The sequence below is a fragment of the Microvirga puerhi genome (assembly GCF_020089865.1).
In the GTDB taxonomy this organism is placed as follows: domain Bacteria; phylum Pseudomonadota; class Alphaproteobacteria; order Rhizobiales; family Beijerinckiaceae; genus Microvirga; species Microvirga puerhi.
Genome location: NZ_JAIRBM010000003.1, coordinates 210,439 through 233,280 on the forward strand (window position 1 = coordinate 210,439; position 22,842 = coordinate 233,280).

At 65.1% G+C, this 22,842-nt stretch carries 20 protein-coding genes and 1 tRNA gene; 10 read left to right on the forward strand and 11 right to left on the reverse strand.

Going from position 1 to position 22,842, the window contains the following annotated elements:
- The first annotated feature begins 10 nt into the window (after positions 1–10).
- Positions 11–1,060: an agmatinase gene (gene speB / locus K9B37_RS05375; RefSeq protein ID WP_224311867.1), complete on the forward strand. Its 1,050-nt coding sequence runs from the start codon at positions 11–13 to the stop codon at positions 1,058–1,060.
- A 123-nt stretch (positions 1,061–1,183) separates the two neighbouring features.
- Here speB and K9B37_RS05380 read toward each other — a convergent pair whose 3' ends face one another.
- The 4 genes from K9B37_RS05380 to K9B37_RS05395 form a co-directional block, all read right to left on the reverse strand.
- Positions 1,184–2,491, reverse strand: a complete 1,308-nt coding sequence (locus K9B37_RS05380) for a class I SAM-dependent methyltransferase (RefSeq protein WP_224311869.1) — start codon at positions 2,489–2,491, stop codon at positions 1,184–1,186.
- A 74-nt stretch (positions 2,492–2,565) separates the two neighbouring features.
- Positions 2,566–3,444: a sigma-70 family RNA polymerase sigma factor gene (locus tag K9B37_RS05385; RefSeq protein WP_224312145.1), complete on the reverse strand. Its 879-nt coding sequence runs from the start codon at positions 3,442–3,444 to the stop codon at positions 2,566–2,568.
- 1 nt (position 3,445) lies between these two features.
- Positions 3,446–3,907 (reverse strand): carboxymuconolactone decarboxylase family protein, encoded by a 462-nt coding sequence (locus tag K9B37_RS05390; RefSeq protein WP_224311870.1) that lies wholly within the window; start codon positions 3,905–3,907, stop codon positions 3,446–3,448.
- Between the two features lie 84 nt (positions 3,908–3,991).
- Positions 3,992–4,228 (reverse strand): DUF1674 domain-containing protein, encoded by a 237-nt coding sequence (locus K9B37_RS05395; protein ID WP_224311872.1) that lies wholly within the window; start codon positions 4,226–4,228, stop codon positions 3,992–3,994.
- 127 nt (positions 4,229–4,355) lie between these two features.
- On the opposite strand from K9B37_RS05395, the gene htpX reads away from it, so the two are divergent.
- From htpX to purH, 4 genes are all read left to right on the forward strand, one after another.
- Positions 4,356–5,282 (forward strand): zinc metalloprotease HtpX, encoded by a 927-nt coding sequence (htpX, locus tag K9B37_RS05400; RefSeq protein ID WP_224311873.1) that lies wholly within the window; start codon positions 4,356–4,358, stop codon positions 5,280–5,282.
- Between the two features lie 5 nt (positions 5,283–5,287).
- On the forward strand, positions 5,288–6,604 hold the full coding sequence (rsmB, locus tag K9B37_RS05405) for a 16S rRNA (cytosine(967)-C(5))-methyltransferase RsmB (RefSeq protein ID WP_224311875.1): 1,317 nt from the start codon (positions 5,288–5,290) through the stop codon (positions 6,602–6,604).
- A 208-nt stretch (positions 6,605–6,812) separates the two neighbouring features.
- Positions 6,813–8,576 (forward strand): heparinase II/III family protein, encoded by a 1,764-nt coding sequence (locus K9B37_RS05410; RefSeq protein WP_224311877.1) that lies wholly within the window; start codon positions 6,813–6,815, stop codon positions 8,574–8,576.
- Positions 8,577–8,750: 174 nt separating this feature from the next.
- Entirely contained in the window at positions 8,751–10,343 is a 1,593-nt protein-coding gene (gene purH / locus K9B37_RS05415; protein ID WP_224311878.1) for a bifunctional phosphoribosylaminoimidazolecarboxamide formyltransferase/IMP cyclohydrolase, read from the forward strand.
- Positions 10,344–10,550: 207 nt separating this feature from the next.
- Here purH and acs read toward each other — a convergent pair whose 3' ends face one another.
- From acs to tsaD, 5 genes are all read right to left on the reverse strand, one after another.
- Positions 10,551–12,503 carry an acetate--CoA ligase gene (gene acs / locus K9B37_RS05420; protein ID WP_224311880.1) on the reverse strand — a complete coding sequence of 651 codons (1,953 nt, stop codon included), beginning with the start codon at positions 12,501–12,503 and terminating at the stop codon, positions 10,551–10,553.
- Positions 12,504–12,609: 106 nt separating this feature from the next.
- Positions 12,610–13,023, reverse strand: coding sequence for an EVE domain-containing protein (locus K9B37_RS05425; protein ID WP_224311883.1), 414 nt, complete (start codon positions 13,021–13,023; stop codon positions 12,610–12,612).
- Between the two features lie 10 nt (positions 13,024–13,033).
- Positions 13,034–14,017 carry an NAD(P)H-dependent glycerol-3-phosphate dehydrogenase gene (locus tag K9B37_RS05430; RefSeq protein WP_224311884.1) on the reverse strand — a complete coding sequence of 328 codons (984 nt, stop codon included), beginning with the start codon at positions 14,015–14,017 and terminating at the stop codon, positions 13,034–13,036.
- A 15-nt stretch (positions 14,018–14,032) separates the two neighbouring features.
- A complete protein-coding gene (locus K9B37_RS05435) occupies positions 14,033–14,608 on the reverse strand; it encodes a GNAT family N-acetyltransferase (protein ID WP_224311886.1) in 576 nt (191 codons plus the stop codon).
- Entirely contained in the window at positions 14,605–15,660 is a 1,056-nt protein-coding gene (tsaD, locus tag K9B37_RS05440) for a tRNA (adenosine(37)-N6)-threonylcarbamoyltransferase complex transferase subunit TsaD (RefSeq protein WP_224311887.1), read from the reverse strand. The genes K9B37_RS05435 and tsaD overlap by 4 nt, the downstream gene beginning before the upstream one ends.
- A gap of 130 nt (positions 15,661–15,790) precedes the next feature.
- On the opposite strand from tsaD, the gene hemC reads away from it, so the two are divergent.
- The 5 genes from hemC to K9B37_RS05465 all read left to right on the forward strand — a co-directional run bounded on the left by hemC (position 15,791) and on the right by K9B37_RS05465 (position 20,605).
- Positions 15,791–16,717, forward strand: coding sequence for a hydroxymethylbilane synthase (gene hemC / locus K9B37_RS05445; protein ID WP_224311889.1), 927 nt, complete (start codon positions 15,791–15,793; stop codon positions 16,715–16,717).
- Positions 16,714–17,406, forward strand: coding sequence for a uroporphyrinogen-III synthase (locus K9B37_RS05450; RefSeq protein ID WP_224311890.1), 693 nt, complete (start codon positions 16,714–16,716; stop codon positions 17,404–17,406). Before hemC ends, K9B37_RS05450 begins: the two co-directional genes overlap by 4 nt.
- A 90-nt stretch (positions 17,407–17,496) precedes the next feature.
- Positions 17,497–18,840, forward strand: a complete 1,344-nt coding sequence (locus tag K9B37_RS05455) for a COG4223 family protein (protein WP_224311892.1) — start codon at positions 17,497–17,499, stop codon at positions 18,838–18,840.
- A gap of 13 nt (positions 18,841–18,853) precedes the next feature.
- On the forward strand, positions 18,854–20,434 hold the full coding sequence (locus K9B37_RS05460) for a heme biosynthesis HemY N-terminal domain-containing protein (RefSeq protein ID WP_224311894.1): 1,581 nt from the start codon (positions 18,854–18,856) through the stop codon (positions 20,432–20,434).
- 95 nt (positions 20,435–20,529) lie between these two features.
- Positions 20,530–20,605: transfer RNA gene (locus K9B37_RS05465), tRNA-Thr, on the forward strand.
- 591 nt (positions 20,606–21,196) lie between these two features.
- On the opposite strand, the gene K9B37_RS05470 is transcribed toward K9B37_RS05465, so the two are convergent.
- On the reverse strand, positions 21,197–21,469 hold the full coding sequence (locus K9B37_RS05470) for a hypothetical protein (protein WP_224311895.1): 273 nt from the start codon (positions 21,467–21,469) through the stop codon (positions 21,197–21,199).
- A 517-nt stretch (positions 21,470–21,986) separates the two neighbouring features.
- Complete coding sequence (locus tag K9B37_RS05475) at positions 21,987–22,370, reverse strand: winged helix domain-containing protein (RefSeq protein ID WP_224311897.1); 384 nt, start codon at positions 22,368–22,370, stop codon at positions 21,987–21,989.
- Positions 22,371–22,842: the final 472 nt, after the last annotated feature.

Genomic DNA, 22,842 nt, shown 5'->3' on the forward strand with positions numbered 1-22,842 from the left:
AGACAATAAAATGATCGATTCAGAAAAGCTTGCCGCCCTGCGGGCGCGTTACGCCGACACCTCCGGAGGCGACATCGACGATCCCGATTTCCGGAAAGCCGCCAGTCTGCAGTTCTCGGAGAGCGATCGTCGTAAATGGCCCTTCGCCGATCCGGCGACCTTTCTCGATGCTCCTTTCAAGCCGGTGGCCTCGGCAGGATATCTGGCGGAGCTCGATATCGCTCTCATCGGCGTCCCCATGGATCTTGGCGTGACGAACCGGGCGGGTGCTCGGCTCGGGCCGCGTGCCGTGAGGGCGATCGAGCGTGTCGGCCCGTACAATCACGTCCTGCGCATGACGCCCATGGCCGATTGCAAGGTGGCTGACGTGGGGGATGTTCCTTTCCGCAGCCGATTCAACCTTGAATCCTGCCACCAGGACATCGAGGACTTCTATCGCATAGTGGTGTCTGCCGGTGTACTGCCTCTCTCCGTTGGCGGCGACCATTCGATCAGCCGCGCAATTCTGTCGGCCGTCGGAAAGGAGCGCCCTGTCGGGATGATCCACATCGACGCGCATTGTGACACCGGCGGCAGCTACGAGGGCTCGAAGTTCCATCATGGCGGTCCGTTCAGACAGGCCGTTCTCGAGGGAACGCTCGATCCTGAACGCACGATCCAGATCGGGATCCGCGGGGGTGCTGAGTATCTGTGGGAGTTCTCCAGGGCATCCGGGATGACCGTGATCCATGCTGAGGAAGTTCCGCATATGGGGATCGGGCGCATCATTGAGGAAGCGCGGAGGGTGGTAGGAGATGGGCCGACTTACATCTCCTTCGACATCGACAGTTTGGACCCCGGCTTTGCGCCCGGAACCGGGACACCGGAGGTCGGTGGTCTCCAGCCTCGGGAGGTTCTCGAACTGCTGAGAGGACTCAACGGGGTCAACATGGTCGGCGGCGATGTCGTTGAAGTCGCCCCTCAGTATGACGCTACCTCCAATACCGCGCATGCGGGTGCGCAGGTTCTGTTCGAGCAATTGTGTCTTGCCGTCACAGCGATAGGCCAGAGAAAGGCATGATGCGGCTCTGATCCTAACCGAGGCGCAGGTCGACTCCGGCCTGCGTCTGTCATTCAGATCTGCTGCTTGCGGAGCGCTTCGCGCTGCTCGCATCTATAGCGCCGATATGGCGACACTCATGCCTCAAGGCGCGTAAAGATCCGCCCGCGTCGGCGGCAGATTGGCCGGGCCCTTGGTGCGCTTGGAGGCAAGCGTCTGGTTAACGCCGATGACGCCGCGCCCGAATCCCAGCGAGACGCCGGCAAGATAGAGCAGCCATGTGCGCGTCTTCTCCGGCCCTACCTCCGCCTCCGCCGCGGCGCGGCGGGCGTTGAGGTTTTCCCACCACAGCCGCGTCGTGCGCTGATAATGCTCTCGCCAGGTTTCCACGTCGTGCACCTCGAAACCGTAGCGTTCGAGATTGGCGACAGACATGCCAAGATGGTCGAGTTCCGCACCGGGGAAGATGTAGCGCATGATCGCCTTGGCTTCCGGCTTCAACCGTCCGAAGGCTTTGTCCGAGCGCTTGGCCCGGCGCGCGATGCAGTGATGGAGGTAGAGACCGCGTGGCCGCAGGAGGCGATGCACGGTGCGATAATAGGTGGGATGATTGGCGATCCCCACATGTTCGAACATGCCGATGGACGAGATCTTGTCGAACTCCCCTTCCATCTGGGTAAAGTCTTTCAGGATTACCTCGACCCGGTCCTGTAGCCCGAGCCGTGCGATCTTCTCTCGGGCGAGGGCGGCCTGCTCCTCGGCGAGCGTGACGCCGGTCGCCTTGACGCCGTAATGCTGCGCCGCATGGCAGATGAGCGCCCCCCAGCCGCAGCCGATGTCGAGCAGGCGCTCACCGGGTTTGAGCCGCAGCTTGCGGCAGATCATGTCGAGCTTGTCGACCTGCGCCTTGGCGAGGTCGTCGTGCCAATCCGGCTGGAAATAGGCGCAAGTATAAACCATCTCCGGATCGAGAAAGAGCCGGTAGAAGGCATTCGACACGTCGTAGTGGTAGGCGATGTTGCCCTTGTTGGTCTCGGGCCGTCCGTCGCGCGCGCCGGGCTTTTCCTTCACGACGTCGAGGGGGCGAGGCATGTCGGCGGGCGCGCGCCAGAACTGGTAGGCGGCCTTCAGCGCCTTGATCTTGCTCACACGCCTCAGGCGCCGGCCGATCTTGCCCTGGGGGCGCTGATCCGCCAAATCGAAAATCGTGCCGTTCTTGAGGTCAAGGAGCCCTGCCACGTGGGCATTGACGACGGTGTCGAGCGCCGGGCGGCGCAGGAGAGCGGCCACGACGCTCTCGTGGCGGATCACGAGGCGCATGGCATAGGGCGGCAGGTCGGCCGGCACGGCCGATCCGTCCCACAGCTCGAAGCCGAACGTCAGTTCGAGCGCCCGATGGGCGTCGGTCAGAAGGCTCCGGATGGTCTCCAGCCGTTGGGTTCCGCTCATCATCCCTCCCCGTTTGGGGGAGTACCGTAACGGGGCCATGCAAGCCGGACAATCGTTCCTTTGACCTGAAGGGCCTCTCAGTGTTCGGAAAGGCCGGCGCTCGCCGCGACGTGCCGGAGCTTCTCGGGGTTGCGGACGATGTAGATCGCCGTCACGAGGCCGTTCTCGATCTGCAGGGCGAGACTCTGTAGCTCTCCGTCGCTCTCGCGGGTGATCACGCCGGGCAGGCCGTCGATAAGGCCCCGATAGACGACGGACGGGATGTCGCTGTCCCACTTGCGGGCGGCGCCCGCGAAGAAACCAGCCACCCTGCGGATGCCGAGGAGCGGATTGAGAAATGCTTTTCGAATGCCGCCGCCGTCCGAATAGGCGACGACGTTCTCGGCCAGCAGGTTTTGGAGCGTCGCGAGGTCGCCGGTGCGGGAGGCCGTAAAGAAGGCATCCGTGATGCGACGACCCTCGTCCGATGAGACGGTGAAACGCGGCCGGGCATCCCGTACATGCTTGCGGGCCCGCGCCGCCAGTTGGCGGCAGGCAGCCGGATCCCGATCGAGCGTGGTGGCGACCTGCTCGAAGTCCATGCCGAAGACGTCATGCAGCAGGAAGGCGGCCCGTTCGAGCGGGGACAACCGCTCGAGCGCCATCATGAGGGTGAGCGACAGGTCGTCCTCGCCATCGGGATCCAGGGCCGATTCGACCACCGGCTCGGGAAGCCAGGAACCGATATAGGTCTCGCGCCGCACGCGCGCCGACTTGAGATGATCGAGGCAGAGCCGTGTGACCATGCGCGACAGGAAGGCGCCCGGCTCGCGGATAGCGGCACGGTCGGTCCCATGCCAGCGGATATAGGCCTCCTGAACGATATCCTCCGCCTCGCTCATGGAGCCGAGCATGCGGTAGGCGAGGCGGATCAGCCGGGGCCGGTAGGCCCCGAACGGATCCGCCATGGCGTCCATGTCACGCAGCGGCACGGTCGGACCCGACCGGATGAATGGACCGGAAGCCGATGGCGAAACGGTTCCAGGCATTGATGGTCGAAATCAGGAGAGTGAGCTTCACCTGCTCCTCCTCGGTGAAATGAGCAGCGAGCAGCTCGTAATCGGCGTCCGGCGCATGGGTCTGGGAAACGAGCGTCAGAGCCTCCGTCCAGGCGAGCGCTGCCCGTTCCCGGTCACTGTAGAGGGGCGATTCGCGCCAGGCGTCGAGCAGATAGAGGCGCTCCTCGGTTTCCCCATGCGCCCGCGCGTCCCGGGTATGCATGTGGATGCAGAAGGCGCAGCCGTTGATCTGGGAAGCCCGGGTCTTCACGAGTTCGATCAGGCTTTGCTCGAGGCCGCTCTTCTGCACATGCTGCTCGAGATCCAGCATCGCCTTGAGAGAGTCGCCTCCCACCTTGTAGAGGTTCAAACGGGGTTTCATCGTCATCTTCTCCTTGGACATTCAAGCTGACGGAGTAAAGACGAGACAGCCCTGCCGAATGTGACATCGGGGGCGAAAGATTTTTTAGAAGTCGGTGGCGAGCCCCTTCACCTCCCAGTCCTCGTAGCGGACCGGCTCGAGGCCGCCACGGCCGCGAAACTCCTTCTGCTTGGTGAGATCGGCCGCTTTCGCATCGATGGCGCGCCGGCGCTCCTCCGCTTCGCGCAAGGCCCGCTCGGCGGCGGGAGAGAGGGTTTTGCCGGGCGCTGCCCCATCGGGGCGGACATTGTGGCTTGTGTCTGGGATGTCGTTCGTGCTCATGAGCGTCCTGATACCGATTGTTTGCGCCGCCGGCGAGGCCTTGGGAGCCGTCCGGGGCGACCCCACATGATATGCGTGAAGGGGATGCCTTGAGGTCCTTCCTGATCCTGAGGACGTGGAGACTACAATGAACACCGTCAAGACCGGCCTGCTGCTGGCGGCCCTGACAGCCCTGTTCGGTGTCGTCGGCTACATGCTCGGCGGCGGAACCGGCATGCTGATCGCCCTGGGCTTGGCCGTCGCGACGAATCTGTATGCCTATTGGAATTCCGACCGCCTCGCGCTGGCGGCCCATCACGCCGTCGAGGTCGACGAGCGGACGGCGCCCGATCTCGTGCGCATGGTGCGCGACCTCGCCCAGCGGGCCGGGCTCCCCATGCCGCGGGTCTATGTGGTCGAGAATCCGCAGCCGAACGCCTTCGCCACCGGCCGCAATCCGGAGAACGCCGCGGTTGCCGTCACCACGGGTCTTCTCAGCATGCTGACTCCGGACGAAGCGGCGGGCGTCGTGGCCCATGAGCTCGCCCATATCAAGAACCGCGACACCCTCATCATGACGGTCAGCGCCACGGTTGCCGGCGCCATCGCGAGCCTCGCGCAGTTCGGCTTCCTGTTCGGCGGCCGCGGCAACGATCGGCCGAACGCCATCGTGATGCTGCTCACTGCCCTGATAGCGCCTCTTGCCGCCATGATCCTGCAGATGGCGATCAGCCGCTCGCGGGAATATGATGCCGACCGGGATGGTGCGATGATCGTGGGCCAGCCGATGGCGCTGGCCTCCGCGCTGGCCAAGATCGCCGGCGGCGTGGCCCAAGTCCCCAACATGGATGCGGAGCACCATCCCGCGACCGCGCCGCTCTTCATCATCAACCCGCTTTCAGGCCGAGGCATGGACAATCTTTTCTCGACACATCCGGCGACGGAGAACCGCATCGCTGCTCTCCAGGCTCTGGCGCGTGAGATGGGGCCGACGGCCCCGGCGCCTGGAAGCTTTACTGGCAATGCCTCGGCGAGTCCGTGGAACAGGGACACCCGCCGAGGACCCTGGGGTTGAGCGCGATGGATTCGAGCGATCGGCAGACCGGACTCGGCCCGCGGCGCCTCGCCTGGAGGGCCGTCAACGAGACCTTGAAACGGCGTGTCCCCCTCGATGATGTGCTGGAGGAGCTTGCCGCTGAGGAGCGCCTGTCTTCTCGGGACGAGGCTCTGGCAAGAGCCATCGCCATCGTGACCTTTCGGCGTCTCGGCACGCTCGGCTGGGCGCTGCGCGAGCGGCTGAGCAAGGGCACCCGCGACGAGCGGCTCCTGCATCTTCTGGCCATCGGCGCCGCGCAGATCCTGTTCCTCGACGTGCCGGATCACGCGGCCGTCGATACCGCCGTGCAGCTCGCGCAGGGCGATCACCGCCTCAGGCACGCGGACGGGCTGATCAATGCGGTGCTGCGGCGCGTGGCGCGCGAGCGCGACGCGATTCTCGCCGCGCAGGATCCGTGGCTCGACACGCCGGATTGGTTGGCAAAACGGTGGAGCGGCCAATATGGAGAGGCAATTGCCGCCCGCATCGCGGAGGCGCATCGCACGACCGCGTCCGTGGATTTGACTGTGAAGGGGGACGCATCCCTGTGGGCTGAACGCGTCGATGGCCTCGTCCTGCCGACCGGCAGCGTGCGGCTGACCGAGCGCACGGCGATCCGCGACCTTCCCGGCTATGCGGAGGGGGAATGGTGGGTGCAGGATGCGGCCGCGGCGCTGCCGGCTCGCCTGCTTCGGCCGCAACCGGGCGAGCGCATCGCCGATTTTTGCGCCGCTCCTGGCGGCAAGACCGCACAGCTGGCTTTCGCCGGCGCCGATGTTCTGGCTGTCGACCGCTCCGCTCGGCGCCTGAAGCGCTTGGAGGAGAATCTCGATCGGCTCGGTCTGAAGGCGCAGACCCTCGCCATCGATGCCGAAAAGCTCGAAGGGCCGCCCTTCGACGGCATCCTGCTCGATGCGCCCTGTTCGGCGACCGGCACCATCCGGCGCCATCCGGACGTGGCCTGGACCAAGTCCAACGAAGATATTGAGAAGCTCGCCGGTCTCCAGTCACGGCTCCTGGACAAGGCGGCACAGCTTCTCAAGGATGGGGGACGGTTAGTCTATTGCACCTGTTCCCTCGAAGCCGAGGAAGGCGAACAGCAAGCAGCCCATTTCCTCGCCCGTCATCCGGAGTTTGTTCGCCTTCCGATCGAGGCGGCCGAGATCGGCAATCTCGATGAGTGTGTGACGGAGCAGGGAGACCTGCGGACGCTGCCGTTCCACCTGATCAGCCCGACAAGCGACCGTGGAGGTCTCGATGGATTCTTCGCGGCACGTTTCGTGAAGCGCTCCGCAGGGTGATGCGACGGGAATGAGCGCGCCTGCGGACCGATCGTTAAGGCGCCGTTGAGGATAATGTAACGGAAGTGTGTGCGGATCGCGCAATTTCGCGCGCATCCCTCCAAAGACCGTGCCGTCGATGGTTCCCGGTTACCCAATATTAACCTAACGACGAGCATTTCTTCTCTGAGCGATCGTTAACGTGACCTAAACGAGAGGAGCGCCGGGCGTGGATTGGGGGCCGGACCGCTGGCGTCTTTATGGCCTCGCCTTCCGCGAGGCAGGCAGAGCCATGCGCGAGGCCATGGTCTGGGGTGCCTCGAAGGTCTTCGTGGGAACGCCGACGCCGACACGCCTTCTGTTTGCGCCGCAGGATCTGCGCACCGCGGATCCGACCATCGCCACCGACATCTATTCCGGATTCTTCGCCTTTGCCGGGCGGGCCATCACAACCGGCGGCCGCTCGCCCTTCGGCTTCGTGCCTCCGAGCCGCGCCTGGGCGGAAGCTCTCTATGGCTTCGGCTGGCTGCGGCACCTGCGGGCGGCCGGGACGGCGCTCGCACAGGCCAATGCGCGCTCCCTGGTCGACGAGTTCGTATCGTCCCGGCTCGGTGACCGGCAGCTCGCCAACGACACGCAAGTAATGGCGCGGCGGCTGATCGCCTTCATCAGCCAGTCTCCGCTTATTCTCGAAGGGGCGGATCACGGCTTCTATCAGCGTTTCCTCAAGATCATCGGCGGTGCCGTGCGCGATCTGGAGCGTCATGTCCGCGCCGGAGCTCTGCCGCAGCAGCAGCTCATGGCGGCGATCGCGCTCTGCTATGCGGGGCTTTGCTGCGAGGGGCTCGACAAGACCCTGCGTCGCGCCACCCGACTTCTGGTGCGTGAGCTCGACCGGCAGGTCCTGGCCGATGGCGGGCATGCCAGCCGCAATCCACGCATTCTCGTCGATCTTCTGTTCGATCTCCTGCCTCTGCGCCAGATGTTCGCGAGCCGCGAGGTGGATACGCCGGAAGCGCTGCTCAATGCCATCGATCGCATGCTGCCGATGGTGCGCCTGTTCCGGCATGGGGACGGCACGCTGTCCCACTTCAACGGCATGGGCGTCACGGCAGCCGATCATCTGGCGACGCTCCTGACCTATGACGACATGCGCAGCCAGCCGATCCACCATGCGGCCCGATCCGGCTACGAGCGCATGGAGGCGGGCTCCTCTCTTCTCGTGGCCGATGTGGGCGCGCCGCCCGTACCAGCCCTCTCGACGGAGGCTTGCGCAGGCTGCCTGTCCTTCGAATTTTCCAGCGGAGCGCAGCGCATCGTTGTCAATTGCGGCACGCCCCGCATCGCCAACGATGCGATTCTCCAGGCGTCCCGTTCGACGGTCGCCCATTCCACCGCGTCCATCGACGATATGTCGTCCTGTCAGATCGCGAGCGTGCGCGGCAATTGGCTCGACCGGATCGCGGCGCGCTTTCTCCTGCACCGGGTCGGGCCGGTCGTCGTTGCCGGTCCGCAGCGCGTTGCAGCAGAGCGCGGCGAGCGCGACCACGTGCAGACGCTCCATGCCAGCCACGACGGCTATGTGCGCCGCTTCGGGCTCACGCACGAGCGGCGGATCCAGCTTTCCTCCACCGGCGACCGGCTGGAGGGGGAGGATCTGTTCTGGGGTGAGGGAAGCTCGACGTCGCGCGAGGCGATTATCCGCTTTCATCTCGCCCCGGGAATCCGGGCTAGCCGCGCGCAGGGCGGGCGAGTCGTCATGCTTGTGCTGCCGAACCGCGAGGCGTGGCAGTTTTCCGCGAGTCCCGGTGAGGCCTATGTGGAAGACAGCATCTTCCTAGCAGTGCCCGACGGCATGCGCCGGACGGAGCAGATCGTTCTGGCCTTCCGCCCGAGCGAGACGCCCTCCGTCCGCTGGCGCTTCGAGCGATTGGCGCGCAGCTTCAATCCCACGCCCCCACAGGCTGCCGAGCCCGTCTCGGACCAGGCCTGAAATTCGAGCAGAGGCTGCGGTTTTCATCCTGGCCCGGCCGTGCTATCGCGCCCCACATCCTCGGGCAGAGCTGGCAACGCCTCCGGCGAAGCCGGCTCTTGCCTTTTCGTGGTCGCATTTTCACGCGCAGGCCCCATGTTCCTGCCTGAAAGTGCCTGAATGGAGCGGCTGCCCATGCCGAGCGATCTCAAGCGCGTCACCCGCGCTCTTCTGTCCGTTTCCGACAAGGCCGGACTGGTGGAATTTGCCCGCGCGCTCGTGGAGCGCGGCGTCGCGCTGGTTTCCACGGGCGGTACGAAGAAGACTCTGCAGGATGCCGGCCTTTCCGTTCAGGACGTGAGCGATCTGACCGGCTTTCCCGAGATGATGGACGGACGCGTGAAGACCCTGCACCCGGCGGTTCACGGCGGCCTTCTCGCGATCCGCGAGAATCCTGAGCATCAGGCCGCGATGTTGGCGCACGGGATCCAGCCGATCGATCTGCTGGTGGTGAATCTCTATCCCTTCGAGGCGACCGTGGCGGCGGGCCGTCCTTACGACGATTGCATCGAGAATATCGATATCGGTGGACCGGCCATGATCCGTGCGGCCGCGAAGAACCACGGCGATGTCGCCGTCGTCGTGGACGGCACCGACTACAAGGCGGTTCTGGACGATCTTGCGGCCCATGACGGCGCGGTGACCTTCACCTTACGCCGCCGCCTGGCGCAGAAGGCCTATGCCCGCACGGCCGCTTACGATGCGGCGATCTCGAACTGGTTCGCAACGGAGATCGGGGAAGAGACGCCGCCTTATCGGGCGCTCGGCGGCACGATCGCGGAAGTGCTGCGCTACGGCGAGAACCCGCATCAATCGGCGGCGTTCTACCGGACGCCGGAGAGCCGTCCGGGCGTCTCCACCGCCCGTCAGGTGCAGGGTAAGCAGCTCTCCTACAACAACATCAACGACACGGACGCGGCCTACGAGGCAGTGGCGGAATTCGCGCCGGAGCGCTCGGCTGCGATCGTGATCGTCAAGCACGCCAATCCTTGCGGCGTCGCGGAGGGCACCACTCTGCGAGAGGCCTATGAGAAGGCTCTGCGCTGCGATCCGGTCTCGGCCTTCGGCGGCATCGTGGCGATGAACCGGCCGCTCGACGAGGAGGCCGCGAAGGCCATCGTCGAGATCTTCACTGAGGTGATCATCGCGCCCGACGCATCGGAGGAGGCGATCGCCATCGTGGCAGCCAAGAAGAACCTGCGACTTCTGCTTGCCGGCGGCCTGCCCGATCCACGCCAGGAAGGCCTGACCCTGCGCACGGTGGCGGGCGGTTTCCTCGCTCAGAACCGTGACAACGCCGTCGTCGACGCCATGGATCTGAAAGTGGTGACAAAGCGCGCCCCGACCCAGCGCGAGCTCGACGACATGCGCTTCGCATTCCGCGTCGCCAAGCACGTGAAATCCAACGCCATCGTCTATGCCAAGGACGGCGCGACGGTCGGCATCGGAGCGGGCCAGATGAGCCGCGTCGATTCCTCCCGCATCGCTGCGTGGAAGGCTGCGGAAGCCGCGAAGGCCGCGGGACTTTCGGAGACGCTGGCCAAGGGTTCCGTGGTTGCCTCCGACGCCTTCTTCCCGTTCGCGGATGGGCTTCTCGCCGCCGCCGAGGCCGGCGCTACGGCCGTCATCCAGCCGGGCGGGTCGATGCGCGACGAGGAAGTGATCCGCGCCGCCGACGAGGCAGGCCTCGCAATGGTGTTTACCGGCTACCGACACTTCCGGCACTGAGGCGCAGCGTCATTCCGGGACGGTCCAAAGGGCGGGCCCGGAACCCATAAACACTGAAATTCGTGGATAAGGCGCAGCATCAGCCGTTGCGCCATATCTCGAAATGTCAGCGGCCATGGGTTCCGGGATCCGCTGACGCGGCCCCGGAATGACGGTTGAGGTGTGACGCACTTCCCTCCCCATAAGGGGGAGAGAAGTGCTGCCATGCTACGCCGCCTGCGTGCGCTTGTTCTGGCGGTTCGTCACCAGGTCGTCGACGACGGTCGGATCGGCGAGCGTCGAGGTGTCGCCGAGATTGCCGTATTCGTCCTCGGCGATCTTGCGCAGGATGCGGCGCATGATCTTGCCGGAACGGGTCTTGGGCAGGCCCGGCGCGAACTGGATCAGGTCCGGCGAGGCAATGGGGCCGATCTCCTTGCGGACCCAGGCCACCAGCTCCTTGCGCAGGTCCTCCGATGGCTGCTCGCCCGCCATGAGGGTGACATAGGCGTAGATGCCCTGGCCCTTGATGTCGTGCGGATAGCCGACGACCGCCGCCTCCGAGACCTTGGGATGGGCCACGAGGGCGGATTCCACCTCCGCCGTGCCCATGCGGTGGCCGGAGACGTTGATCACGTCGTCGACGCGGCCGGTGATCCAGTAATAGCCGTCCGCGTCGCGGCGGCAGCCGTCACCGGTGAAATACTTGCCCGGATAGGTGGAGAAGTAGGTCTGCACGAAGCGCTCGTGGTCGCCGTAGACCGTGCGCATCTGGCCTGGCCAGGAATCGGCGATGACGAGATTGCCCTCGGTCGCCCCCTCTAGGACCTTCCCCTCCGAATCCACCACTTCGGGCTTCACCCCGAAGAAGGGGAGGGTGGCCGAGCCCGGCTTTTGCGGGATCGCGCCGGGCAGCGGCGAGATGAGGATGCCACCGGTTTCGGTCTGCCACCAGGTATCGACGATCGGGCAGCGGCCGTCGCCGACGACCCGGTGATACCATTCCCAGGCTTCCGGATTGATCGGTTCGCCCACGGAGCCCAAGAGGCGCAGGGACTTGCGCGAGGTCTTCTTCACCGGCTCCTCGCCCGCCTGCATCAGGGAGCGGATGGCGGTCGGGGCGGTGTAGAAGATGTTGACATTGTGCTTGTCGATCACCTCCCAGAAGCGGGAGATCGACGGAAAGGTCGGCACGCCCTCGAACATCAGCGTCGTCGCGCCGTTCGAGAGGGGACCGTAGAGGATGTAGGTGTGGCCCGTCACCCAGCCCACATCCGCCGTGCACCAGTAGATGTCGCCGTCATGATAGTCGAAGACGTATTGGTGGGTCATGCCGGCCCAGACCAGGTAGCCGCCCGTCGTGTGCAGCACGCCTTTCGGCTTTCCGGTCGAACCCGAGGTGTAGAGGATGAAGAGCGGATCCTCCGCGTTCATCTCCTCGACCGGGCAATCGGCGGTCACCATTTCCGCGGCTTCGTCGTAATAGACGTCGCGGCCCGGAACCATATTCACCGGCGAGCCGGTGCGGCGCACCACGAGCACGTGGTCGACACCACCGACGCGAGCGATGGCAGCGTCGACGTTCTCCTTTAGCGGAACCTTTCGTCCGCCGCGCAGACCTTCGTCTGCGGTCACGACGAAGGCGGATTTCGCGTCCTCGATGCGGCCAGCGAGGGAATCAGGGGAGAAGCCGCCGAATACCACGGAATGGATGGCGCCGAGCCTGGCGCAGGCAAGCATCGCATAGGCCGCCTCCGGGATCATCGGCATGTAGATGGTGACCCTGTCACCCTTCGTGACGCCGCGGTTGCGCATGACATTGGCCATCCGGCACACTTCGTCATGCAATTCGCGATAGGTGATCTTCTTCGATTCCGATGGGTCGTCGCCTTCCCAAATGATCGCGACCTGATCACCCCGGGTCTCGAGATGCCGGTCTATGCAGTTATAGGCGACGTTGGTGACGCCGTCCTCGAACCAGCGGATCGAGACTTCGCCGGGGCCGAAATTGGTATTCTTGATTCGGGTCGGCTCGCGGAACCAGTGAATGCGCTCGGCTTCCTCCGCCCAGAAGGCGGTCGGATCCTTGATGGAGGCGACGTATTTGGCCCGATAGCCGGCCTCGTCCACATAGGCGCGGCGGCTCCATTCGGGCGATACGTCGTAGATCTTCTCTTGCATGGCGCTTCTCCCAGACTCCCTGCCTTCTTATCCTAGCTTTACGGAAAGACCGAGGCCGCGGGCAAGCATGCGGGACTCGGACTTTGGTCGCTGACGGCCGTTTCCGTTAAAGTCCACCCATCTTGCAGATGAGGCCCCATTCCGTGTCCGTCACCGGTTGAACGGACAGGCGGGAATTATTGACGAGGATCATGTCCTTGAGTTTCGGCTCGGCCTTGATCTCGTCGAGCGTGACCGGGCGCTTGAGCGGCTTCACGGCTTTGATGTCGACCATGCCGAACTTGCCCGTCTCGTCCGTATGATCCGGGTAATATTCCTTGATCACCTCGACGATGCCGACGACCGCCTTGCCCTCGTTGGAATGGTAGAAGAAGCCCCGCTCGCCCTTTTTCATCGCCATCAGGTTCTGCTTGGCGACGTGGTTGCGCACTCCGTTCCAGAACGTGCCCTTCGCGCCTTCCGCAACTTGGTGGTCCCAGGACCAGACGGAGGGTTCGGACTTGTAGAGCCAATGCGCCATGGCGGTTTCCTCAATGCTCGGATTTGATTGGTCTGTTCATCAGGGCATCGACTGCCTGATCGATGGTGGAGGTGCCGCTCAGCACGCGCTCCACCGCCTCGGCGATCGGCATGTCGACGCCCCTGGCGCGGGCGAGTGCCACCAGGGCGCGGGCCGTCGTCGCGCCCTCCACCAATTTGCCGCCCGCCGCCTCTTCGGGCGACAGGCCCTCGCCGAGGCGCTGGCCGAACGCGAAATTGCGGGACTGCGCCGTGGAGCAGGTCAGGACGAGGTCGCCAAGCCCCGATAGCCCCATCAGCGTCTCTGCCTCGCCGCCATAGGCGCGGGCGAAGCGCAGGAGTTCGGCGAAGCCGCGGGCGATGAGGGCAGCCTTGGCACTCTCGCCGAGGCCGCGCCCCGCCACCGCTCCGCAGGCGATGGCAAGCACGTTCTTGGCCGCGCCGCCGATCTCGACGCCGCGCAGGTCGGTGCGGTGATAGACCCTGAAGGTCGGCCCCGATAGGGCGGTAGCGATGTCCTCGGCAAGCGCCGGATTCCGGCAGGCCAGGGTCACGGCGGTGGGCAGCCCGCGGGCGACGTCATCGGCGAAGCTGGGTCCCGAGAGAGCGGCGACCGGGCTGCCGGGCCGGACATCCTCGGCCACGTCGGTGAGCAGCATGCCGGTTTCGCGCTCGATTCCCTTGGCGCAGAGGACGAGCGCGGTTTCGCGGGGCAGTACGGTCGCCAGGGCCGCAGTCATCTCCCGTGTCGTCTGCGCGGGCGTGACGAGAAGGACGAAGTCGGTCGCCACAAGATCGTGAAGGTCGGATGTGGGCCGGATCCGGTCATGAAGGAGGATCCCGGGAAGAAGCCGTTCGTTGATCCGCGTTGCGGCCAGGGTCTTTGCCTGTTCCGGGCTTCGCGTCCACAGGATCACATCATGGCCACCGAGCCCCGCCACATTGGCCAGGGCCGTTCCCCAGGCTCCGGCTCCGGCGATGCCGATCGTTCCCATGAGAGCGTCCCGATTTTACGATTGAGCGGCGGCGAGGAAGGCCGGCCGGGAGAGGCGGTAGAGAACGTGCAGGCGCAGCGGATGGCCCTCGGCCACACTCGGATGCAGGAAATCGGCCGTCGGATCGTAGATCATGCCAAGCTTGTCCATGACCCGGCGCGACGGCTCGTTCTGTGTCGCCGTGAAGGCGACGATCTCAGGAAACTCTGTTCGCCGGAAAACGTCCGCCAAGGCGGCGTTGGCGGCCTCCACCGCATAGCCTTTGCCCCAATAGGGCCGATCAAGGCGCCAGCCGATCTCCACGTCGGTGGCGAAGGGCATCGGCTGTTCGAACCGCCAGACACCGACGAAGCCGATGAAATCCGCAACGCCGGGGGCTTCGACCGCCCAGGGACCGAATCCGTCGAGGTCGAAGCGGTCGTCCAGCCATTGCGCCGACCGGTCGCTTTCCTCACGGCTGCGTATGTCAGGGAAGAAGCGCATCACATGCGGATCGGCATTGAGCTTCGCGAAAGCGTGCCGATCCTCCTCGCGCCAGCGGCGCAGGATGAGGCGTTCGGTGCGAATCTCGGTGGGGCAGGGCAGCGTCATGCCTTCGCTCCCGCTTCGTCGCGGCTCGAATCCAGGGGCCAGCGGGCGCGAGCCGGGGCCGAAATATCGTCGATCAGGCCAAGCCGCATGCGCTCGAGACCGGCCCAGGCAATCATGGCGCCGTTGTCGCCGCATAAGGAAAGGGGCGGCGCGACGAGACGCAAACCGGTTTCCACCGCGAGCCGCTGCAGGGCCTGCCGCATCGCTTGGTTCGCGGCAACGCCGCCCGCCACCACGAGGGCGGTCGGATGGCCGGCGATGTCGCGGAAGGCGCGCAGGCCCACCCGGGTTCGGTCGACCACCGTGTCGACGATGGCGGCCTGGAAGCTGGCGCAGAGATCGGCCACGTCACTCTGGGTGAGGGGCGCGATACGTTCGGCCTCGAGCCTGACGGCTGTCTTGAGGCCGGAGAGCGAAAAGTTCGGCTCGGGCCTGCCGATCATCGGGCGGGGCAGGGCGAAGCGTTCCGGGTTGCCGCGGGCCGCTTCCTGTTCCACATGCGGGCCGCCTGGATAGGGAAGGCCGAGGAGCTTCGCTACCTTGTCGAAGGCTTCGCCGATGGCGTCGTCGATGGTGGTGCCGAGCCGCACGTAATCGCCGACGCCCCGCACGGCGACAAGCTGCGTATGGCCGCCCGAGGCAAGAAGGAGCAGGAAGGGAAATCCGATGCCATCGGTCAGGCGCGCGGTCAGCGCATGGGCCTCCAGGTGGTTGACGGCCATGAGCGGCTTGCGGGTCACCAGCGAGATCGCCTTCGCGGTGGTCAGTCCGACCAGCACGCCGCCGATGAGGCCGGGGCCGGCCGCGGCGGCGATGCCGTCGATGTCGTTGATGGTGCAGTTGGCGTTCTTGAGGGCGCGGGCGACGAGGCGGTCGATGACCTCCACATGGGCGCGGGCTGCGATCTCGGGAACCACGCCGCCATAACGGGCGTGCTCGGCGATCTGGCTCAGGACCTCGTTCGACAGGATTTCTCCACGTCCGTCGAATCCGATGCCGACCACAGCGGCGGCCGTTTCGTCGCAGGTCGTCTCAATGCCGAGGATGCGCATGGTAGGGCACGCTATGGTTTGATTGGAGCTGATCTTTCGGGCTTCACGGCCCGCCTCTCCTCCCCCTATAGTCCGCCGCGCCGCCCGAGATCAAACATCGATCGTCGCGCTCAAGGAGAAGACAGCCAGAATGTCCACATCGCCCGCCTTCGTCATCGGCACACGCGGCTCGCCGCTCGCGCTCGCCCAGGCTCATGAGACGCAGCGTCGGCTGATCGACGCGCATGGGCTTCCGCCGGAGCGTCTGCCGTTGCAGATCATCAAGACGACGGGCGATCGCATTCAGGACCGGGCGCTGTCCGAAGCCGGGGGCAAGGGACTGTTCACCAAGGAACTCGACATCGCCCTTCTCGAAGGATCCATCGATTTGGGCGTTCACTCGGCCAAGGACCTTCCCACCGCGCTGCCCGAAGGGATCGTGATCGCGGGCTATCTTCCGCGCGAGGACGTGCGCGATGCGTTCATCAGCCTCCACGCCAGGAATCTGCAGGACCTGCCGGAGGGCGCCGTGGTCGGCTCGGCCTCCTTGCGGCGGCAGGCCGAGATCCGCCGCCTGCGGCCCGATGTCAAGGTCACGCTGCTCCGCGGCAACGTGGAAACGCGGCTCGCGCGGCTCAAACGCGGTGAGATCGATGCCACTCTTCTGGCCATGGCGGGGCTGCGCCGCCTCGGGCTGACGGAGCATGTGACGGCTGTTCTCGACGTGGAGGATTTCCTGCCGGCCGTCGGGCAGGGGGCGATCGCCATCACGATTCGGGCCGACGACGAGAAGGTCGCAAGAGCCGTTCGGCCGATCCTGCATGCCGAGACCGGCTATGCGCTGGCGGCCGAGCGGGCTTTCCTGACGGTCCTCGATGGGTCCTGTCGTACACCGATTGCCGGCCACGCCCGTCTGGTGGACGGAGAGCTTGAAATTCGTGGGCTCGTGCTCCGTCCGAATGGGTCCGGCAGTCTGGATGTCGTGCGGCGCGGAGCGCCGGAAGATGCCGCGGCTCTCGGTCGGGAGGCCGGGCTCGACCTGCGTGCCCGCATGCCGGACGGCTTCCTCGATCCATGATGCGCATCCTTCTCACCCGCGCAGAGGAAGACGCGGCACGCACGGCCGAGCGCCTCCGGGCGGATGGCCATGAAACGGTCGCGGCACCGCTGACGCGGATCGTCGACACCGACGATCCTCAGCCTGCCGGCGCATGGGACGCTCTGATCGTGACCAGCGCTCATGCGGAAAATGCCCTCATGTCGATCGCGGCCAAGCATTGCCCGGTCTATGCGGTCGGCGAGCGGACGGCCCAAGCGGTGCGGCAGGCCGGCTTTCAGACTGTCCTCCCCGCCGAGGGTGATGCGGTCTCGCTGTCCCGCCTGATCTGTAATCGGCTCGAACCGGGGCGGCTCCTGCTCCATGTGACGGGACGGCACCATAAGGATGAGCCCGCTTTGTCCCTCAGGGCCAGCGGCTTTCAGATCGAAACCTGGGAGGCCTACGAGGCCCGCGCCGTCGAAAGCCTTCCTCCGTCCGCAATCGAGGCACTGCGCTCTAGTCAGCTTGATGCTGCGCTCCATTATTCTCGGCGCCACGCCGATCTGTTCCTGTCTCTGACGAAGGAGGCGCATCTGTCATCGACCCTTTCCGCCCTCGTCCATGTCTGCCTTTCGGCAGACGTTGCGGCTCCCTTCGAGTCTCTCGGGTTGCCGGTGAGGGTTGCCGAGCGACCCGACGAGGATGCCCTTCTGGCGACGCTCCGGTGACGCCGGAGCGGTCTTCCTCTAGGATGCATCTCCTGGACGGAACGAATGGCCGTGCTCAAGCTTGCCTCATTTGTTCATCAAGAGTGACCCGTGACCGATTCTTTTGATCCCCAGGCCCCGAAATCCTCTTCCCGAAAGAACCGGCGCGAGCCGGCGACGATCGACCTTGAGGCGCGGGTCGTCGATGATGGCCGGCGCCCGGACGATACGATTGCGGACGGCGAGACGGAGCGCCTGGTGAGCGAGGCCATGGCCGAGACCGAGGCCAATGTCGATTCCGCGATCGGCACGGATTCGATCGCAGGTGCACTGCCGCCCGAATCTGAGACGCTGTCTGGTAGCCACGGTTCGACCGAGCGGTCGCCCCCTCCGCAGCCCGTCCAGCCGGACCGCAGGGCCTCATTGGGTGCATTGCTCGGTGCCGGCCTGATCGGCGGTATCATTGGCGGCGGGCTCGTCTACGGGCTCGGGGTCTGGCAGAAGGCGCCTGCCCCGAAGGACGATCCCCGTGTGTCGCAGCTGGAGCAGCGCGTGGTGTCGCTGGGACAGCCCGCCAATACGCAGGCTCTGGAGAATCGCCTCAAGACGCTGGAGGACGCTCGTGCCGCTCTCGACCGGCGTCTTCAGGCGGCCGAAGGCACCGCACGCCAAGCCGAGGCGCGTGCCGGCGAGGCTCTGAGCCGTCCGGCGAACACAGCTCCTGCTCCGCAGGACGAGGCGGCCCTGAAGGGCCTGGCCGATCGCCTTGCGGAGCTCGAACGGGAGGTCCAGGCTCAGGCCCAGGCAACCCAGCAGGCCGGCAGCTCCGCCCAGGCCCTGCAGCAATCCGTGCAATCCCTCGAAGGCCGCGTAACGGACGACAGCCAGCGTCTGGCGGCCCTGGCGCAGCACGTCGGCGAAGGGCCCGATCCGGCGACGCTTGCGGCCCTTCGGCTTTCCCTGACGGCTCGGTTGAACGAAGCCTTGCGCCGGGGCGTTCCCTATGCGGATACGCTTTCGGCGTTGGAGAAAGTCACGAAGGATCCCGGCCGTCTGGCGCCGCTCGCTCCGTTCGCTCAGCAGGGGGCGCCGACGGCGGCGGACTTGTCCCGGACTTTCGCTCCTCTGCGCACGACGATCCTGCGGGATGATCGTGCCGCGTCCGGTGGCAGTTGGAGCGACCGATTCTGGCGCATGACGGAAAAGGTCGTGACCGTTCGTCCGGTCAACGATGCGGCGGCGGCAGGCGTACCGGGCCTTGTCGCCCGGATCGACAATGCCCTGGCGCGTGGTGACATGGCCCAGGCGGCTGGGGCATGGCGGAGCCTGCCGGAGCCGTCCCGGCGCCTCTCCGAGGACTGGGGGCATCAGGTCAAAGCCCGCGCGGACGCGGAGGCTGCGGCGCAGGCAGCATCCGACGAAGCTCTTTCAGCGCTTCCGACGGCGCAACAGTAAGGATCAGGCCAGCATGTGGCGTGCACTTGTCTTCATCGGTCTTCTCTGCGTCGCGGCTTTTGCGGCCGTGTGGCTGGCCGATCGCCCCGGGACGGTTCTGGTCACCTTCGGCGGTTACGAGATGCAGACCTCCGTCGCTGTCGCGGCGGTCGCCCTCGCGGGCCTCGGCTTGGCCCTCGCGGTGCTCTGGGCCGTGGTGACGGCGGTTCTGCAGTTGCCGTCCCGTCTCACCTTCGCATCGCGCGCCCGGCGGCGCGCCCGAGGCTATCAGGCGGTTTCGCGCGGTATGGTGGCCGTCGGTGCCGGTGATCCCATTGCGGCCCGCCGCTACGCGGGGGAGGCCGAGCGGTTGCTCGGCCGTGAGGCCTTGACCCTCCTTCTCAAGGCTCAGGCGGCGCAGGTCTCCGGGAACCGTCAGGCGGCGGAAGCTGCCTTCACGCAGATGATGGAGGAGGACGAGACTCGCGTTCTCGGTTTGCGTGGTCTGTTCGTCGAGGCCCGCCGGCGGGGTGACGTGCCAGCCGCACACGAATACGCGGCGGAGGCCGTCCGCCTCGCGCCGGCAGCCACCTGGGCAAGCGATGCGGTTCTGGAATCGCGCTGCGCCGAGCGGAACTGGCGCGGAGCGCTGGAGGCCGTGGAGCGACGGACGTCCCTTGGTCTCCTGGACAAGGCGACCGCCAAGCGCCACCGGGCCGTGCTCCTGACCGCTGATGCCCTCGACCGGGTCGAGCATGACCGGGAAGGTGCGCTGAACAGCGCCCTGGACGCGCTGAAACTCGCGCCGACCCTCATCCCTGCCGCCGCTCTTGCGGGCCAGATCCTGTCCCAGCGCGGAGATCTTCGCCGCGCTGCCAAGACGGTTGAGACGGCCTGGCGCAGCCAGCCCCATCCGGACCTCGCGGAAGTCTATCTCAATCTGCGCCCCGGCGATTCGGCGCTCGACCGGCTCAAACGCGCCGAAACACTCATGAAGCTGTCTGGAGGAACTCCCGAAGGTCGCTTGGCCGTCGCCCGTGCAGCGCTCGAGGCCCGGGAGTTCGACCGGGCCCGCGATGCCCTCGAACCCCTTCTGGCCGACCGCCCGACCATGCGGGTCTGCCTGCTCATGTCGGACCTGGAGCAGGCCGAGCACGGCTCCACGGGGAGAGGTCGCGAATGGCTTGCCCGTGCGACGCGCGCCCGCCGTGATCCGGCCTGGATCGCCGATGGCATCGTGTCCGACCGCTGGGCTCCCATCTCGCCCGTGACGGGGCGTCTCGACGCCTTCGTCTGGGAAGCGCCGCCCGATGTCCTCGTTGGTCCCGAGATCGCCTTGAGCGATGATGTGACCGCCGATCTCGACGACACGGTCAAAATGCTTCCGATCGCCCCTGAGGCGGACGGCGGTTCCGTGCCCGAGTGGACGCTCGCTCATGAGACGCCCGTTCCGGAGCGCGAGCCGCCCCCGGCACTTTCGACGCAGGAGCCGGGCAAGGACGATGCTCCTGCGCCCAGGCCGGAGCCGGTCGTGTTTCCCGCGACGCCGCCGGACGTCCCTCGACCGAAGGAAGAGGCAGCTCCGGCCCGCCGCAGCGCCTTTTCGATCTGGTAGGGAGGGGCGCGCGACTTTGATCGCCGATCCTCCCTTGCCAAGCGCCCGACGTGAGGGTATGAGGTCGCGCTCTCCGATCACAACATGATCGCGACGCCGCAATAGCTCAGCTGGTAGAGCACCTCATTCGTAATGAGGGGGTCGGGGGTTCGAATCCCTCTTGCGGCACCATTTCTTTTCGTTGCAGAGCAAGGGTTTCACACAAAAGCCGCCTGAGGGCGGCTTTTGTGTTTTGGGTCTGGGGAAACACCAGGGAAACACGAGCCAAAAACGTGAAGCTGTTTGGCGCGTGCTTTTAGGATTGTCTCGTTGTCGGCCTCGTTGTCGGCGTAGATTCACCTCTCCACATCAGTGTGGCGGTTCCACCCTTCTGAAAATTCTGGACAAGACCCGGCCAAAATGCAGCCAAGCACATTCCGTCCGGGGCACAAACGGACGGATAGACAATGCCGTTTAAACCATCGCTCGAGCTTCGGCTGCGAGGCTTTAGCCAGCAAGGTAGCCAATCAAGCCATCGGCATGTAGGCAGTCTGAAGTTGGGTCGATATTACGAAGATCGGCAAATTCAGCGTCAAAATTGGAGCGAAGAGCAACATACGAACTCGCCGATTGCCTTAAGCGCTCTGATTTAATGAAGGGAAACCTTGTTCAGGGCAGTTTCGGCCTCTAAGGCAAATCACCCGCTGTCGCTGAGCAAAGCCCATTAGCGGCCCAAAGCCACTAACGGGCCTCTTAGAACTTCAGTTGGTGCCAAATGGGTCGTTAACGATGAACCGTTTGCTTCTTAATCTTCGTATGGTGCCGCTGGACGCTCCCAGTGTTCTGAGGGATCCCGAGCACACCCTTGACGCCGCCGACTACACCACCCGTCACACCACCCACCGCACCCCCGACAGCTCCCCCAACGGGGCCAGCCGCACGGTTCCCGACGGCTGCTCCCTGCTCGGCGCCACGTACAATTCCCTGCGCCTGAGCCGCAGCGGGCATAGAGAGAACAGCCGCGCCGAAGGTAGCCAACAGAATATATGATTTCATCGACCGCTCCTTTAGGTGTCTGAGAACATCAATTCCGGCGCGCAAGGCGGGTTCCTTATGGGTTGGCTGCTTGGCGTCTAGATCAAAGCGAGGGTTGCCACTCAGCTGCTCAACAGAAGCTTGAGTGCGTGTTCGAGGTCAGGCCTTCTGGAAGAAACGCTGCGGCACGACCGCGTTTGAACTGAAGGTGTCATCCAGTCACATCTGCGAGCGCTGCGCACGCCAAGACAGACCCATTGTGGAAACTGGATAACCGCTTGCCGGGAAATGGCCCGCAGACGGGCGAGCGCGTCAGGGGCATACAAGGGTGCCTTCCGTCCTTCCGACCGGCCTCTAGCCGCCTCTGACGCCATTTCTAAGGCGAAGTGGATGTCGGGAAGAGGCCTGGTGTCAGAATTGGACCTGCCGTCTGCTAGGGCCTGATGTCTCCAATGTACAGGCAGAGCCCCATGATCCTGTATGGCAGCGGCTCTTGGCCGACTCACGGCCTCAGTCTCGTGCGACGTGAGAGAGTGCTTCACGAGCGTCCAGCAAAAGCGCTCGGATCTGCCGGCACTCCTCTGTTGCGTACGAACTTGCGCGACGTGATTCGCACGCTGGCACGCGTTATCTTCACAACACCGGGTGGCGACCCGAGGACATAGCGTGCGTGTCGGTCGGCGAAAGGGCCGCTATGCGGTTCGTCAATGGTTTCGATCACGATCCCGCTCCGGCGCAGCAAAAATAGGTAGTTGCTCCAGCGCGGACCGACGGCATCGATCGGCGTTGCACCCAGCTCACCCCGCACAATCAGGATGTGCAGTGCCCAGGCTTCCCTGCCGTGGACAGTGATCACTCTTCCATCGAAATCGATGGACAATGCGACGACGGGATCGTCGTGGGACCGTGCGAGAAAAGTCATCGGCTTAACTCCTGATGCCCGGGAAATTGATTTTGCTTACGGGGCTTTCTCCTCTTGGAGACGCCCCAGGATCCGGATGCTGAGCCGCCGACCTCGAACCGACTCCGGATTCTACGTACTGGTCGATGGCTACTGCTCTTCCTGCCAACGTCAAAAACCCACCAAACCTATCCAGCTTGGTGGGGTATTACTTACACCGATGTTGTATTTGCGCGCTTATGCTGAGCCCACCAGGAGTCAAGGTCGTCGGGATCGTAGAGGACGCGCTTTCCCAACTTGATGTACCTGGGGCCGCCCATCAGGCGGCGTTTGTCCATAGTTGATTTACCGAGATGACAATATTTGGCGGCGCAAGGCGTGTCCATCATAGGGCGACGCCCTGCGCCGTAGTCCTGGGGGTAGAATCCGAGCTCATGGTGCTGTTCTCTCATCGGAACAAATGGGGAGCAGCGAGAATGTGATATGGCTTGCA